We start from the raw sequence: 16,474 nt of genomic DNA, 5'->3' as shown, positions 1-16,474 counted from the left end.
AGAGGAGTAAACTTGATGGCTAATAAGGTGAAAAACCGCTGGTTGATTGCTGCAGCTGCTGTAGGTATTCACATATCGATCGGATCTGTCTACTCCTGGAGTGTATTCACAAATCCGCTCCGGGAAGAACACGATTGGGGGCTAAGTGAAATCTCTTTAACGTTCAGTATCGCAATCTTGTTTCTAGGTTTATCCGCTGCTTTTATGGGGCATTTTGTTGAACGATATGGACCTCGTAAATCCGGCATCATTGCATCATTTTGTTTTGGTGCAGGGTTGCTAGGTTCAGGCTTTGCTGATCAATTAGGCTCTATTTATCTGCTTTACTTTTTTTACGGTGCTTTAGGAGGAATTGGACTGGGTATTGGCTATATCACACCTGTCTCTTCACTCGTAAAATGGTTTCCTGATCGAAGAGGATTAGCCACAGGTCTTGCTATTATGGGGTTTGGTTTTGCATCCCTAATAGCAAGTCCTGTTATTGCAGGACTAATATCAAACATTGGAATCTCAAATACATTCTACTTATTAGGAGCTGTTTACTTCACTATCATGTTCCTATCTTCTCTTTATCTTTCACCGCCTCCAAAAGATTGGCAGCCAGAAGGGATGAGCGAAGTAAATGTGAGGGAAGAAAAACAAACAAAAGATCTTGCTCAATTAACGGCTAACGAAGCAGTTAAAACAGTTCGTTTTTGGGCTTTATGGGCAATGTTATTTATAAATGTTACATGCGGGATCGCTATTATTTCCGTGGCGTCTCCCATGGCACAAGATATTGCAAATCTCAGTGCCGCTTCTGCTGCTACGATGGTTGGGATCATGGGATTGTTTAACGGTTTTGGAAGGATAGGCTGGGCGTCAATTTCAGATTATATCGGTCGCCCCAACGTTTACACTACGTTTTTCGCGATACAAACGGTGGCATTCGTTCTTTTACCGAATGTAACGAACGCCTTTTTCTTTCAGTTGCTTGTATATTTAATTCTTACGTGTTATGGAGGAGGCTTTGCTTCCATACCTGCATATATTGGTGACCTATTCGGAACGAAGCAACTAGGAGCGATTCATGGGTATATATTAACCGCGTGGGCAGCAGCTGGACTAGTAGGTCCATTAGTGGTTTCTTGGATACGTGAATCCACGAACAGTTATTCTTTAACGCTGTATATCTTTACAGGTGCGTTTATTCTTGCCCTTGCTATCTCTCTGCTTATTCGAATCAATATCCGGAACATCAGAAAAGAAAACAGTCAAACTCATGTTGCAAGTTAAACGTAATTAACTCATATAAAAAAGCTTGGCAAAAAATTGCCAAGCTTTTTCTGTTTCATCATGCAACATCTTTAAGTAATAGAAAGTTATTGATATTGCTCTAAAACAGAGAAGAACTTAATTACAAATTCAAAGAAAACTTGTTCGGCAGGTGCTAGTTCACGACTGCGTGGGGTTATGATTCCCACTGTGCGTTTAACATCTGGTATCTCGATCGGTATTTTTACTGTGAAACGTGGCTTCGTTTCATAAAATGAACTATCGGGTAAAAGGGTAACACCCATACTAGCTGTTACTAGCCCTTTTATCGCATCTAGATCTTCACCCTCACACGCAATCTTAGGAACGAAGCCTGATTCTTTACAAGCATTAACTACTACATCTCGTAAAATATACCCATCCGGAAATAGCACGAATTCATCATTCCGTAAATCACTTAATAATAAACTTCTTTTTTCTGCTAAAAGATGCTGTTCAGGTAATAGCGCAGAAATTTTTTCAGTAAAAAGGATATGTCCTTCTAAATCAGGGTCATTTGTAGGGACAGGTCCTAAAAAAGCTAGATCAATATCTCCGCTCTTAACGCTTTCTGTAAGAAACCGATAAGAACCTTGTCTTAAGTGAAAGGCAATATTCGGATGTTCACGTTTAAAAGCTGATACAACAGTTGGCAAGAGATGTCCTGCAAGACTTGTAGGAAATCCTATCTTGATCGTTCCTCTTTCAGGATCTAAATATTCATCAATCTGCTTTTTGGCATGTTCGATCGCTTTCATAGCAGTTTTTGCGTGTATCAAGAAGAGCTTTCCAACAGGAGAGAGCTTAATATTACGACCTTCTCTTTCAAACAACTCTACGCCAAGTTCAGCTTCTAAGTTTGCAACCTGACGACTGACTGCAGATTGTGCAACATGCAAAGCAATTGCTGCTTCCGAAACATGTTCTCGTTCTGCAACTTCAATAAAATACTGTAATTGTCTGAATTCCATGCCTTGTCACAACCAATCATTCTCAATTTGAGATCGTTTTAATCTAAATTATATATTGTTTCGATTAATTATAAAACCTAAACTAAATGAAAGAAAGTTTCGAATATTTCAGTTGATAAACTTAAGGGGGAGTTCAAAATGACCTTTAGTCAATTTCCAGAACCACAAGGTTTATATAATCCAAAGAACGAACATGACGCTTGTGGCATTGGTCTATATGCTCATTTGAAAGGGCATGCTACCCATGAGATTGTTGAAAAAGGCCTTCATATGCTATGCCAGCTTGACCACCGGGGAGGACAAGGAAGTGATCCTTTAACGGGAGATGGAGCCGGCTTAATGACAAAGATACCGCATGATTTCTTTAAAAAAGTTACAGATTTTGAACTGCCTGAAAAAGGACGGTACGGGGTAGGAATGATCTTCTTTCCTAATGATACAGCAGCTCAACAGAAATTAGAAAATCAAATTAATCGATTTATTAATCTTGAAGGACAACAACTATTAGGCTGGAGAACGGTACCCGTCAACGTAACAACAATCGGGAAAAAGGCTCAAGAAACTTGTCCTTTAATCAAACAAGTTTTTATTGCTTGCAACGAAATGATTTCAGAGAACCTAGCTTTTGAAAGAAAACTATTTGTAATCAGAAAGCAAGCAGAGCACTGGGCAAGAGAACAAGGACTTCAAACGTATTTTGCTAGTCTATCATCACAAACGATCGTATACAAAGGTCTGTTAACACCAGAACAGGTGGACGCCTTTTATTATGATCTGCAAGATACTGATTTCGTGTCTCCGTTCGCTTTAGTGCATTCCCGTTTTAGCACAAATACGTTTCCAACGTGGGAACGAGCGCATCCAAATCGATACATCATTCATAACGGAGAGATCAATACTTTACAAGGAAATATGAACTGGATGAAGGCACGTGAGAAGCAATTTGTTTCTGAAGCATTCGGAGATGATATTGGGAAGCTGCTTCCTATTCTTGATGCCGATGGCAGTGATTCTTCTATCCTTGATCAAGCCTTTGAATTTTTTGTACTGGCAGGGAGAAAGCCTTCCCATACAGCTATGATGCTTATTCCAGAACCATGGAGTGAGAATCCTCATCTTGAAGAAGAGCGAAAAGCTTTTTACGAGTATCATAGTTGTCTGATGGAGCCATGGGATGGGCCGACTGCTATCTCTTTCACAGACGGAAAGCAAATTGGAGCGATACTCGATCGAAACGGCCTCCGTCCGGCGAGATACTATGTAACGAAGGATGATTACATTATTTTCTCTTCTGAGGTAGGAGTTATTGAAGTTGAAGAAGAGAATGTTCTATATAAAGAGCGGTTAAGCCCAGGAAGAATGCTTCTGATTGATCTAGAAGAAGGCAGAATCATTACAGACAATGAGATCAAAACAGAAATGGCGAGTAAAGAACCATACGAATTATGGCTGACGAATGGACTGCATCACTTGGATGAAAATGGCGAAGAGTCTGAAATTAAGATAGAAAATGTAAGAAGTAAACAAAGAGCATTCGGCTATACGTATGAAGATATTCATAAATATTTGATTCCTGTTATTACAGAAGGAAAAGATCCAATCGGTTCAATGGGGAACGATACACCCCTAGCGGTTTTATCTGATAACCCACAATCCCTATTTAATTATTTTAAGCAGCTATTTGCGCAAGTTACGAATCCTCCGATTGATGCTATTCGCGAGAAGATTGTTACTTCTACGATGTCGCTGCTCGGAGCTGAAGGAAATCTTTTGCATCCTGGACCACAGAATGCAAAGAGAATTCAATTGAACTCTCCTGTGTTAACATCGAATGAGTTTAATCAAATTACAGATAACATGATTTATGAATTTAAAACGGCTGTTCTGCAGACTTTATTTTCGGAAGATTTAGAACTCGGGCTACAATCTTTATTTAAAAATGCGGAAGAAGCTATCCAAGATGGAGCAACTTTATTAGTTTTGTCTGACAGAGAAATGAATAGATCTTCTATTCCTATTCCTGTCTTACTTGCTGTAAGTTCTCTGCACCATCATCTTGTAAAAGAAGGACTCCGGACAAAAGTAAGTCTGATCGTTGAATCAGGTGAAGTTAGAGAGGTTCATCATTTTGCAGCACTCATTGGATACGGTGCAGACGCTATCTATCCGTATTTAACTTATAAAACCTTTGAAGAAGCGATTCAAGATGAACACATCAAACTTTCTTTATCTGAGACCATCAAAACCTATAAACAAGGAATAACAGACGGCATCGTTAAAGTGATGTCAAAAATGGGTATTTCAACGGTTCAGAGTTATCGAGGTGCTCAAATCTTTGAGGCAGTCGGAATCGGAAAAGAAGTGATCGATCGTTATTTCCCAGCTACTTCTTCTCAAATTGATGGAATCACCTTAGCTGAGATCGAAAAAGAGGCTACTCTAAGACATCAACAAGGCTTTAAAGAGACCATCGATGACACTTTGGATTCCGGAAGTGATTTTCAATGGAGAAATACTGGTGAACACCATGCCTTTAATCCAAAAACGATCCATACCCTTCAATGGGCTTGTCGTAAGAATGATTATTCACTGTTTAAAACGTTCTCAAAACTGGCTGATGATGAGAGAACCACTTTTTTAAGAAACTTGTTCTCGTTTGAGCCTAAAACAACGTCTATACCACTCCATGAAGTTGAACCTGTAGAAGAGATTGTAAAGCGCTTCAAAACAGGCGCGATGTCTTTTGGATCTCTTAGTAAAGAAGCACATGAATCTCTTGCGATCGCGATGAACCGATTAGGTGGAAAAAGTAACAGTGGTGAAGGCGGAGAAGATCCAGCCCGTTTTATCCCAGATGAACTTGGCAATAACCGCAGAAGCAGTATTAAACAAGTAGCTTCAGGTAGATTCGGTGTAAAAAGCCACTATCTTGTAAATGCAGATGAACTGCAGATCAAGATGGCACAAGGAGCTAAACCAGGTGAAGGCGGACAGTTGCCTGGCAATAAGGTTTATCCTTGGGTAGCAGATGTTCGTGGATCTACGCCAGGAGTAGGTCTGATTTCCCCTCCACCACATCATGATATCTATTCGATTGAGGATATGGCCCAACTGATTCATGACCTAAAAAACGCTAATCGCGAAGCAAGAATCAGTGTCAAGCTTGTAGCAAAATCTGGTGTTGGTACGATTGCGGCAGGTGTCGCAAAAGGCGCAGCAGATGTGATTGTAATTAGTGGTTATGATGGAGGAACTGGCGCTTCACCCAAGACAAGTATCAAACATACTGGTCTTCCATGGGAATTGGGGCTAGCAGAAACACATCAAACATTGATGCTTAATGGACTTCGTGAACGTGTAACACTTGAGACAGACGGAAAACTGATGACAGGTAAAGATGTTGTGCTTGCTGCATTGTTAGGTGCTGAAGAATACGGATTTGCAACAGCACCACTCGTTGTATTAGGTTGCGTCATGATGCGTGCATGTCATCTTGATACCTGTCCTGTTGGTGTAGCGACACAGAATCCTGAATTAAGAAAGAAATATATGGGTGATCCAGATCACGTTGTAAACTATATGAGATTTGTGGCTGAAGAAATTCGTGAGATCATGGCTGAACTAGGCTTCCGTACGATGGAGGAAATGGTCGGTCGAACTGACGTATTAACGGTAGGAGATCGAGCGAGAAAACACTGGAAAGCGAAGCATCTCGACTTATCAAAACTGCTATATCAAGCAGAAGGTGTTCGTACAAAACAGATCTCTCAAAATCATAAGATCGATCAATCCCTTGATATGAATGAAATACTGCCTGAGCTCCAGACAGCATTAGAAACGAAGAAATCTGTTTCACTCAACTTACCCATCAAGAATACGAATCGTGTAGCAGGTACGATTGCAGGTAGTGAGATAACAAAACGATTTGGTGAAGAAGGTCTTGCAGAAGATACTGTAACACTTAATTTTTCCGGATCTGCTGGTCAAAGTTTTGGAGCATTCGTACCACGTGGCATGACGCTTTATCTTAATGGCGACAGCAATGACTATTTTGGAAAAGGCTTATCTGGCGGAAAATTAATTGTTGCACCTCCTAAATCAGCAGAATATTTGGCTGATGACAATGTCATCTTAGGAAACGTTGCTTTTTATGGAGCAACAAGTGGTGAAGCATATATTAATGGGTTAGCTGGAGAAAGATTTGCAGTTAGAAATAGTGGAGCTAACATCGTTGTAGAAGGCATCGGAGATCATGGCTGTGAATATATGACAGGTGGTCGTGTAGTTGTCTTAGGTGATGTTGGAAAGAACTTTGGAGCAGGTATGAGTGGAGGAATCGCCTACATCTACACGCATCAGCCACTTTTACTAAAACAGTTATGCAACAAAGAAGGTATCGAGTTTGAGAGATTAATAGATTCTGAAGAAACAGAAACGGTTAAGCAGATGATCATCAATCATTTTTCATACACTCAAAGTAAAAAAGCTTCTGCTATTCTGCAAAATTGGAAATTAGAACAATCTCATTTTGTGAAAGTCATCCCACATGACTATAAAGAAATGATCCAGAAAATAGAAGAAGAGAAAAAAGCAGGTTATACAAAAGAGGAAGCGATCATGAATGCTTTTGAAGCTGGATCAAGCTCAGCGAAAGCAAGTGGTAGACCTGGACCAACAAAATTAATTCTGAAATAAATTGAGATGAGAGGAGAGATTTAAATGGGCAAACCAACTGGATTTTTGGAATACCCAAGAGAAGAAACGATAGAGAGAAAGCCTCTCCAACGTCTTAAAGATTGGAAAGAATATACGGAAAAACAACCTGAAGATATGTTAAAAAGACAAGGCGCTAGATGTATGGATTGCGGAACACCTTTTTGTCATATTGGTATTGAGATTAATGGGGCTGCGGCTGGCTGCCCCATTGGTAACCTCATTCCAGAGTGGAATGACCTTGTTTATAGAGGGAAATGGAAAGAAGCTCTAGATCGTCTATTAAAAACAAATAATTTTCCTGAATTTACTGGTAGAGTTTGTCCTGCTCCTTGTGAAGGTTCATGTACAGTTGAGTTAGCTGGTCCTGCTGTTACGATAAAGAACATTGAAAAAGCAATCATTGACAAAGGTTTTGAGAACGGTTGGATTCACCCTAGGATTCCAGATAAAAGAACAGGAAAAAAGGTCGCAATCGTTGGATCAGGACCAGCAGGGCTTGCAGCAGCAGATCAGCTGAACCAAGCTGGTCATTCTGTTACAGTTTATGAAAGAGCAGACAAAGCTGGCGGATTGTTAACGTATGGAATTCCTAACATGAAGTTAGATAAGGATATAGTGGAAAGAAGAATTAATTTATTAAGGCAAGAGGGAATTGATTTTATCCTTAACACAGAGGTAGGAAAAGATATTACTTCTGAAGAACTAAAAAATCAATTTGATTCAATCATTCTGTGTACAGGCGCACAGAAACAAAGAGATTTGACTCTTCCTGGAAGAGAAGCTGAAGGTGTTCATTTTGCTATGAATTATCTAACTCAGGCAACAAAAAGACTATTGAACATTGAAGTTTCTGAACCACTAATTGATGCAGAAGGTAAGAATGTCATCGTAATAGGTGGTGGAGACACGGGTGCTGATTGTGTGGCAACAGCTTTAAGGCAAAAGTGTAAGAGTGTCGTTCAATTCGGCAAACATCCTAAACTTCCTGATGTACGCAGTGATGCAAACATGTGGCCTGAGCAACCTAATATTTTCACAATGGATTATGCCTATGAAGAAGCGACTGCTCAATACGGACATGATCCAAGAGAGTACTCTGTTCAAACGAAAAAAATCGTATCAGATCAAAATGGTCGATTAAAAGAACTTCATACGATTCAAATGAAACGTACGTCAGACGATGCTGGAAATATAGTTTTTGAAGAAATTCCAGGATCAGAGAAGGTTTGGCCAGCAGATCTTGTTTTTGTTGCGATCGGTTTCGAAGGTACAGAACTTCCAGTCTTAAAAGAATTTGGTGTAGAAATTAATAATAATAAAGTCGATGCTAAACATGGTGACTATAGAACAAATGTAGATGGAGTGTTTGCAGCAGGTGACTCTAGACGAGGTCAAAGTTTAATCGTTTGGGCAATTCAAGAAGGTCGTGATTGTGCACGTCAAGTTGATCTATCGTTGATGGGCAGTACGGTTTTGCCTTAATACTTTTTTCCATGCTACAATAAACTCCAAAAGCCATAAGCTTTTTATCTATGATAAAATAAGGCTTAGGCAAAACACAATTTTTCATTTATAAGGAGTAGACGCATGGAAAAAGTACTTATTTTTGGACATAAAAATCCCGATACTGACACGATTACATCAGCACTCGTTTATGCTGACTTAAAATCTAAATTAGGACAAAATGTAGAAGCTATTCGCCTAGGTGAAATTAACGGTGAAACACAATATGCACTAGATTATTTCAATGCTGAGCTTCCTCGACTTGTTGAACATGTCTCTGCTGAAGCAAACGCAGTAATCTTAGTTGACCATAATGAACGTCAACAAAGTGCAAATGATATTGAAAAAGTAAGAGTATTAGAAGTTATCGATCATCATCGCATCGCGAACTTTGAAACAAGCGATCCGTTATACTATCGTGCAGAGCCAGTTGGCTGTACAGCTACAATCTTGAACAAGATGTATAAAGAGAACGGTATTCAAGTAGAGAAAAATATTGCAGGACTTATGCTTTCTGCGATTATTTCTGACTCTTTGTTGTTCAAATCACCTACTTGCACAGAAGAAGATGTTGCTGCAGCACGCGAACTTGCTGAAATTGCAGGAGTAGATGCGGAAAAGTACGGTTTAGAAATGCTAAAAGCAGGAGCAGACCTAAGTGATAAATCTGTTGAAGAGTTAATCTCACTTGATGCAAAAGAATTTAACATCGGTGAAAGCAAAATTGAAGTTGCACAAGTGAATACGGTGGATGCTAGTGATGTAATGAAACATCAAGAAGAATTAGAATCAGCGATTACTAAAGTTATTGCTGACAAAGGTTTAGACTTGTTCATGTTTGTTGTAACAGATATCTTAACAAATGATTCAACAGCTCTAGCTCTTGGTAAGAGTTCACAATCTGTCGAAGAAGCATATAACGTTAAATTAGAAAACAATACAGCCGTTCTTAAAGGTGTTGTTTCTCGTAAAAAACAAATCGTACCTGTGTTAACAGAAGCGATGAGTAAGTAAAATATGTGCTAAAAGGGTAATACCATACGAAGGTATTACCCTTTTATTGTGCCATCCAATATTTCTGCTTCTCAAAAACAGTATTGACAATCTAAAAGAGACTGCTATCATTTAAGACAGAAACCAACTACATAAAAACTAACCACTAGGGGTGCCTTTTATAAGGCTGAGATCAAAGTGTGACTTTGAGACTCTTAGAACCTGATCTGGATTATACCAGCGTAGGGAAGTGGTGTTGCGGAGTCTTTATTTCTGTGTTGAATTCTCCATATACAACCACTTTCTTAGCTGAGAGTGGTTTTTTTGTTGGATAAAACAAGGAGGATTCATATGAACACATTTACTGATATCTTACGAAAAAGAGCGGCTTCCATTTGGGAAGCGAACCTTCAACATCCATTTGTGAAGGGAATTGCAGATGGTAACCTTTCTTTAGAACGATTCAGGTACTATGTTTTACAAGATTCATATTACCTATCTCATTTTGCAAGAATACAAGCGATGGGTGCGGCAAGAGCTGAGGATTTGTATACAACTTCTAGAATGGCAGCACATGCACAAGGTACAAATGACGCGGAGTTAGGACTTCATGAGACATTTATGAAACAGCTTGGAGTGACAGAAGAAGAACTAGCTAATTTTGAACCTGCTCCGACCGCTTATCATTATACATCTCACCTTTATCGTGTAGCAGAGTCTGGAAGTTTAGGAGAAATCATCGCAGCCATCCTGCCATGTTATTGGATCTATCAGGAGATTGGTGAAACGTTCAAAGGGGCTTCACCACAAGAGCCCATCTATCAAGAGTGGATCGCTGCATATGGCGGAGAATGGTTCTCAGAACTTGTACAAGAACAGATTGATCGTTTGAATCAATTGGCTGAAAAAGCAAGTGAACAAGAAAAAAACAAAATGATTCAACATTTCTTGATCAGTTGTCAGTATGAGTATTCCTTCTGGGAAATGGCATATACGTTAGAAAAGTGGCCGATTCCATTCAGCCTGACCACAACACCGATTGGAAGTGAAAGGTAGCATGCAAAAAGGGTTAAAGTTAACTGATATCCTTGTAACGATCGTCATTTCAATCGCATTTGGTATTTTATATAAGGTTTGGGGACCTCTATATTATGCCGTAAAACCTTTTGGCCTTCATATCGATCAGTTGATATATGGTATGTGGTTCATGGCGGCAACAGTTGCGTTTCTCATCATTCGAAAGCCTGGAGTTGCTCTATTGGCTGAAATCGCTGCTTCTTCAGGAGAATTTTTAATGGGTTCTGAATTTGGACTTGAAGTGTTGCTATACGGATTCATTCAAGGATTGTTTGCAGAGTTTATCCTATTCGCATTTCGTTATAAGCGATTTGACCTTTTCGTCATTTCACTCGCTGCGTTAAGTTCATGTGCAGGATCTTTAATCATGGACTTTTACAAAGGATATATCGGAGATTTATCAACATGGAACCTAACTTTATTCATCATATTTAGAATAATCGGTTCTATATTGTTTACAGGATTGTTTGCCATTTCTATCGCAAAAGCTTTAGAGGCTACAGGTGTGACAAATTTAGTGCGATCGTCTTCAAAAAAAGATCACGAAGCATTAAATCAATAACTGAGGTGGTAATATGACCAGCATAACATCTGTGAAGAACTTAAGATTAAAGTTTCCGGGCGAATCAGAAATGCTGTTTAAAGATATGAGTTTGTCTATTAACCGTGGTGAAAAAGTGTTACTTCTTGGCACCTCCGGCTGTGGCAAATCCACACTGTTACAAGTTCTTTCTGGCCTAGTTCCTCAAACGATAGACATACCTATGAAATGTGATGAAATACAGATCCCTGATCAATGGGGGTTTGTATTTCAAGATCCTGATACCCAATTCTGTATGCCATATGTTGATGAAGAGTTAGCATTTGTTCTTGAGAACCTACAGGTGCCTCGAGAAGAGATGTCTAGCAAGATTTGTTCTTTATTAAAAGAGGTTGGGCTTGAACTTGATGACATTCATACACCGATTCAGCATCTATCAGGTGGAATGAAACAGCGGTTAGCGATTGCATCTGTATTAGCACTGAATCCGGATGTCATATTCTTAGATGAACCTACTGCTTTTATAGATGAAAAGGGAACAGAACAAATTTGGGAAACGGTTAAAAGAATCTGGAAAGATAAGACGTTAATTATTGTAGAACATAAAATCGAGAAACTCCTGGACTTTGCCGATCGTCTAATTGTATTTACACCAGGTGGAGAAATTCTTGCTGATGGGGATACCTCGGCGGTTTTTTCTCATTATAAGGAAAAAATAAAAGAGTATGGAATCTGGTACCCTGGTGCATGGGATGAATACAAATTTAAACCACTTGCTGAAAATACGTTTGCATATCAGAACACTTTGAAGTTGCAAGATTTTAAGGGGTATCGAAACAAGGAAATTAAGATATGGGCTGATGACATAGTGGTTCAATCAGGAGAATGGATCACGATGATGGGTGAAAACGGAGCAGGTAAGAGCTCATTATTGTTAGCATTTATGCAGCTCATCAAAACATCTGGAAACTATTTTATAAATGAGCTCCTTGTTAAAAAAATTAAGGACATCTCTGGACTTGTTTACCTTGTGTTTCAGAACCCAGAATATCAGTTTTTAACGCATTCTGTTTACGATGAAATAACCTATGGATTACAAAAACAGCAGACCATTGAATCAGATGCAAAAGAGATACTTTCTTCTCTTAAGTTGACGAGTAAAATGAATCAACACCCTTATCATCTCTCTGTTGGTCAGAAGAGGCGCTTAAGCGTGGCAACCGCTTTTTTGCAAAAGCCAACTGTATTACTTCTTGATGAACCAACTTTTGGTCAAGACTCTATAAACACTTTCAAAATCTTGGAATGGATCGAACAAGAGCGTCAAAAAGGAACGATCATTCTCATGGTCACACATGACCAACATATCACCGAACGTTTTGCAACACGGTTATGGCAGGTGCAGAACGGGAAAATTGTAGCGGATCATCAACTTGATAAAAGTGGTAAGGTACAGAAGGAGATGCTGCATGATTTCATTATTTAGTGGAAAGTACACTTGGTTACACAGCATAAATCCTTCTTTAAAACTATTAACGATAGTAGTTCTGTTCGTATTTGCCATCAACATTCATTATCTTAATTTTATGGTTGGTTTTTCATGTGTGATCTTAACATTGTTTATATTTGGTACAGGCTATTCTTATAAGCAATTACTCTTACTTTCTCTGCCTTTTTTGCTTGTCTTTCTTTCAACTTCTTCTTCCATGATCCTATTTGGAAAGGGAGAAACGATTCTGTTTAAATGGGGATATGTTCAAATATCAGAAGAAAGTTTGATAAGGGGCATCCATTTAGGATTTAGAGCTTTATCATTCGCAATGCTTGGATTGATATTTGCTTTAACTACCAAACCAGTTAAATTGTTTTACTCGCTCATGCAACAGCTTAAACTGCCTCCCAAGTTTGCTTATAGTTTTATGGCAGCCATTCGATTGATTCCTATCATGATAGAGGAATACCAAATCATTATGAATGCTCAAAAAGTCAGAGGGTTCGAACAAAAGAATCACTTTCTTAAAAGGATGCAGAGGATCGCCATTCCTTTATTATCCCAAAGTATTCGCAGAGCTTTTCGGAGCGCCATTGCAATGGAAGCAAAACGATTTCAATCGAACAGAAAGAGGACCTATTATTATGAGATCGGCTTTTCAAGAAATGATCTATTTTTTCTATGCTATTTTCTTGTTCTGTTAGGACTCGCTTATCTTCTATCTATCCAATATCCTTTTCTGCCAAATACAGATGTGAGATCCTTATCAGACTAAGAGACTGAATATCATTTCAGTCTCTTTATTTCATCAAAGTGATGGTTTCATTTTGTTTCATGAGCACGGTATGACTGCCTTCTTTTATTTTCACATAGATAGCGTTTGGTACACTCAGTTTCTTACCGTTCTCAAAGAAGACTGTATATTGTGGTTCTGTTACGAAGGAATCTCCCATACTTATTACTTTTTCCATTCTTTCTTTTTTAACGACGTTTCCTCGATACTCACTTATGTTAAATTCCTTACTTAAATACCCTGACCATGCAAAGAACAGCAAAAATCCTGCAATAAATGTAAAAACCATTGAAGTTACCTTTTGCATTTTCTCACCTCAGTTTTGTATAGGACGAAAAAAAGGGAAACCAATAGAAGGATTTATCTTGATTTGATCTAATACTAATGAAACAGCTAATTATCCCTTATTTTTTCAATCAGCTTGTTATGCCATGAAGTGAGCAATAGCAATGCGATGAATGAACCGAGGAGCGTAAGTGACATGTCCCATTGAGCATCCCAAATATCTCCTTGAGCACCAACAAAGTCTTTCGTTTCGCGTTTTGCTATCTTGCCCGCAATCCACTCAATAATTTCATAGAACGCAGCGATTGCCATCGTGATACTTATTGCAATAAATTGCACCCATTTTCCAATCTGCAAAGGTGTTTTTATTAGAAGGATCTCGCGTATCACAATCGCCAACAAACCTTTCATAAAGTGACCTAAACGATCATAGTGATTGCGACTCAAATCATAATGGTTCTGCAGCCAATCAAAAAGTGGCACGTCATCGTAAGTATAATGTCCGCCTATGAATGTTAAAATTGTCAATATTGCAATGATGCAATATGTAAGGGTAGTGAACCTTAACTTTTTATAGAGGAAGAAAACACATATGAGAGCTATTACAGATGGAGCGACTTCTAATATCCATATTGGATAGTGTGCAGGTTTAATAAGTGACCATAGAAAAAAGAAGAAAACAATGATTAATAAAGAAACATGGATTTTGTTAGCTTTCATAATTAATCCCTCACAATCTAACATTAGTATTGATATTTAGTTAGAAACGTATTCTTTTGTTGGTAAGAACACTTTTAAAAGGATGTGATACTTCATGACTAAAAAAATAGCAGTGGCTATTCTTCATGGGATCGGTAATCAAAACGAGGATTTTTCTGATTTGTTTATTGATATGCTTACCAAAAGATTCTCTCAGCAAATAAAACCTTATTATACAACTCCTGAAGATGAACTGATCATCCAACCCATTTATTGGGGAAGTGTCTTTAACGAAAAGGAAACACACTTGTGGAACAGGCTTAATAAAGAAGACGATCTAGATTTTAAGCAGTTAAGACAGTTTGTCATCCACTTTTTTGGTGATGCCATCGCCTACCAGCCTGTAGTGAATCACAATCCGAACTATATTAAAGTACATGAGGTATATGCGGATGGCCTTCGAGAATTAAGTAAAACTGCTGGTGAAGATGCACCACTCATTGTCATCGCACATAGTTTAGGTACCGTGATTTCGAGTAATTACTTTTATGATCTTCAATTTATCCCTGATAAAATACCTGATGATGTTATGCGAAACATGCAATCGACTTCATTAGAAAAAGGGGAGACTCTAACCAGCTTTTATACATTAGGAAGTCCATTGGCATTATGGAGTCTTAGGTATGCTGATTTTGATAAGCCCATCCAAGTTCCATCGCCGCATTTAAAGGAACATTTCCCTGAAATTCAAGGGAAATGGGTAAATATGTATGATAAAGATGACGTGTTCGGTTATCCGCTTAAAACCATCAATGATTCTTATGATCGAGCAATTGCCTTTGATACGGAAATAAACAGCGGCGGATTTATAAGCAGTTCCACACCACTTTCACACAATAATTACTTTAAAACGATTGAAGTCATCAATGACATTGGTGATGATTTAGCTGAAATATGGAAACGGTTAAATTTGGCATCTAAGAGAAAATAACGTTTCTTCTCGTCCACGAATACATTACATCAACTTATCAAATGGACGGTTGCCGAATGGATAAACAGCAAAAACAACAAATTGGTGGTGTTATACAGGCGATTGGAACAATAATATCAGCCATTGCCAACACACCAATTTCGGTCTTGAGCGATCAGTTTCAGGAAGATCTCGATTTAATAGGAAATGTACTGCAAGCAACGGGAAATGGCCTAATTGCTGATGGACAAATTCCGTTTACTCTTCAGAGGTTAGGAAATGAAGTCCAAGCCATTGGAAATACAACGGTAATTGCAGGTATGGTCTTACCATTAGAAGATGATACTTCTCAAGTCTTGAATATTAAAGGAAACTTACTTCAAGCATTTGGGGCAGGGATTGTTCTTGGGATTGAACTAGATAACGAATTAGAAGATGCGGCTTCGGACCAAGGGGTACCTATTATCTCGAATTTACTCCAATCTGCTGGCAACTCATTACAAGCTCTAGGTGGGAAATATGAACTTGATCATCCAAACGAAGATAAAAGCTATAGCGAATCTTTAATATTTGCAGGAAGTTGGATTCAAGCAGTCGGTGCTGTAATTTCAGCTTTACCTCGTCATTAAAGGGGATATGCATGTGGAAAATTACCATAGTGCGATAAGTAGTTTTATATTGGAGAATAATATAGATGCCATTCATATGGTTTTAACAGAATCATGTCATTCTGTACAGGAAGCTGCTAAAGCCATAAATGTATCTCAGCATGATTTCGTAAAAAACATTTGCCTTTTAGATAATAAAGAAGAGCTCATCTTAGCCATTGTGAAAGGTGAAGATCGGGTGAGCACCACACGTGTGGGAAAAGCTTTGGATATTGAACGCCCACGTCTCGCAACAGAGGATGAAGTATTAGCTCATACTGGATTTCCTGCAGGAGGAGTTCCGTCATTTGGATTCAAAGCCATTTTTTTAGTTGATCCAAAAGTAACGGAGCTTTCATACATATACACGGGAGGCGGCTCTCAGTTGTCATTGATAAAAGTAGAAACAAATAGTATGTTACAAGCAAACAAAGGACAAGTCATTCGAATTAGAAAATAAAAAATCTTAATAATCCCCGAAAAAAAAAAACAAA

General features: G+C 38.6%; 14 protein-coding genes and 1 riboswitch. Of the genes, 11 read left to right on the top strand and 3 right to left on the bottom strand.

The features are described from left to right. Positions 1-15: 15 nt before the first annotated feature. Complete coding sequence (locus ACOZ9X_RS08430; protein WP_423417798.1) at positions 16-1,275, top strand: L-lactate MFS transporter; 1,260 nt, start codon at positions 16-18, stop codon at positions 1,273-1,275. 86 nt (positions 1,276-1,361) lie between these two features. Here the strand turns inward: ACOZ9X_RS08430 and ACOZ9X_RS08425 are convergent, their stop codons facing one another. Beyond that, positions 1,362-2,264 carry a LysR family transcriptional regulator gene (locus ACOZ9X_RS08425; protein ID WP_423417797.1) on the bottom strand — a complete coding sequence of 301 codons (903 nt, stop codon included), beginning with the start codon at positions 2,262-2,264 and terminating at the stop codon, positions 1,362-1,364. Between the two features lie 138 nt (positions 2,265-2,402). On the opposite strand from ACOZ9X_RS08425, the gene gltB reads away from it, so the two are divergent. The 7 genes from gltB to ACOZ9X_RS08390 all read left to right on the top strand — a co-directional run bounded on the left by gltB (position 2,403) and on the right by ACOZ9X_RS08390 (position 13,361). Beyond that, entirely contained in the window at positions 2,403-6,959 is a 4,557-nt protein-coding gene (gltB, locus tag ACOZ9X_RS08420; protein WP_423417796.1) for a glutamate synthase large subunit, read from the top strand. Between the two features lie 24 nt (positions 6,960-6,983). After that, on the top strand, positions 6,984-8,462 hold the full coding sequence (locus tag ACOZ9X_RS08415; protein WP_423417795.1) for a glutamate synthase subunit beta: 1,479 nt from the start codon (positions 6,984-6,986) through the stop codon (positions 8,460-8,462). Between the two features lie 105 nt (positions 8,463-8,567). Continuing rightward, positions 8,568-9,497, top strand: a complete 930-nt coding sequence (locus ACOZ9X_RS08410; protein WP_423417794.1) for a manganese-dependent inorganic pyrophosphatase — start codon at positions 8,568-8,570, stop codon at positions 9,495-9,497. Between the two features lie 137 nt (positions 9,498-9,634). After that, a riboswitch (TPP riboswitch) is annotated at positions 9,635-9,742 on the top strand. Between the two features lie 85 nt (positions 9,743-9,827). After that, positions 9,828-10,532, top strand: coding sequence for a thiaminase II (tenA, locus tag ACOZ9X_RS08405; RefSeq protein WP_423417793.1), 705 nt, complete (start codon positions 9,828-9,830; stop codon positions 10,530-10,532). A gap of 1 nt (position 10,533) precedes the next feature. Next, a complete protein-coding gene (locus ACOZ9X_RS08400; RefSeq protein WP_423417792.1) occupies positions 10,534-11,115 on the top strand; it encodes an ECF transporter S component in 582 nt (193 codons plus the stop codon). 13 nt (positions 11,116-11,128) lie between these two features. Continuing rightward, positions 11,129-12,580, top strand: a complete 1,452-nt coding sequence (locus tag ACOZ9X_RS08395; protein ID WP_423417791.1) for an ABC transporter ATP-binding protein — start codon at positions 11,129-11,131, stop codon at positions 12,578-12,580. After that, positions 12,564-13,361: an energy-coupling factor transporter transmembrane component T family protein gene (locus ACOZ9X_RS08390; protein ID WP_423417790.1), complete on the top strand. Its 798-nt coding sequence runs from the start codon at positions 12,564-12,566 to the stop codon at positions 13,359-13,361. Before ACOZ9X_RS08395 ends, ACOZ9X_RS08390 begins: the two co-directional genes overlap by 17 nt. Positions 13,362-13,386: 25 nt before the next feature. On the opposite strand, the gene ACOZ9X_RS08385 is transcribed toward ACOZ9X_RS08390, so the two are convergent. Then, positions 13,387-13,686 (bottom strand): hypothetical protein, encoded by a 300-nt coding sequence (locus ACOZ9X_RS08385; RefSeq protein ID WP_423417789.1) that lies wholly within the window; start codon positions 13,684-13,686, stop codon positions 13,387-13,389. A gap of 86 nt (positions 13,687-13,772) precedes the next feature. After that, positions 13,773-14,384, bottom strand: a complete 612-nt coding sequence (locus tag ACOZ9X_RS08380) for a DUF2238 domain-containing protein (RefSeq protein ID WP_423417788.1) — start codon at positions 14,382-14,384, stop codon at positions 13,773-13,775. A gap of 94 nt (positions 14,385-14,478) precedes the next feature. On the opposite strand from ACOZ9X_RS08380, the gene ACOZ9X_RS08375 reads away from it, so the two are divergent. Genes ACOZ9X_RS08375 through ACOZ9X_RS08365 form a run of 3 tightly spaced genes read left to right on the top strand, consistent with a single transcriptional unit; the run spans position 14,479 to position 16,440 of the window. Further along, positions 14,479-15,354 carry a chemotaxis protein gene (locus ACOZ9X_RS08375; RefSeq protein ID WP_423417787.1) on the top strand — a complete coding sequence of 292 codons (876 nt, stop codon included), beginning with the start codon at positions 14,479-14,481 and terminating at the stop codon, positions 15,352-15,354. Positions 15,355-15,410: 56 nt separating this feature from the next. Further along, complete coding sequence (locus ACOZ9X_RS08370; protein WP_423417786.1) at positions 15,411-15,962, top strand: DUF6944 family repetitive protein; 552 nt, start codon at positions 15,411-15,413, stop codon at positions 15,960-15,962. Positions 15,963-15,975: 13 nt separating this feature from the next. Continuing rightward, positions 15,976-16,440, top strand: a complete 465-nt coding sequence (locus tag ACOZ9X_RS08365) for an aminoacyl-tRNA deacylase (protein WP_423417785.1) — start codon at positions 15,976-15,978, stop codon at positions 16,438-16,440. Positions 16,441-16,474 lie beyond the last annotated feature (34 nt).

The sequence above is a fragment of the Fictibacillus nanhaiensis genome (assembly GCF_049537595.1).
In the GTDB taxonomy this organism is placed as follows: domain Bacteria; phylum Bacillota; class Bacilli; order Bacillales; family Fictibacillaceae; genus Fictibacillus; species Fictibacillus nanhaiensis_F.
The sequence above is the reverse complement of the archived record's forward strand: the minus strand, read 5'-3'. Positions and strand labels throughout refer to the sequence as shown.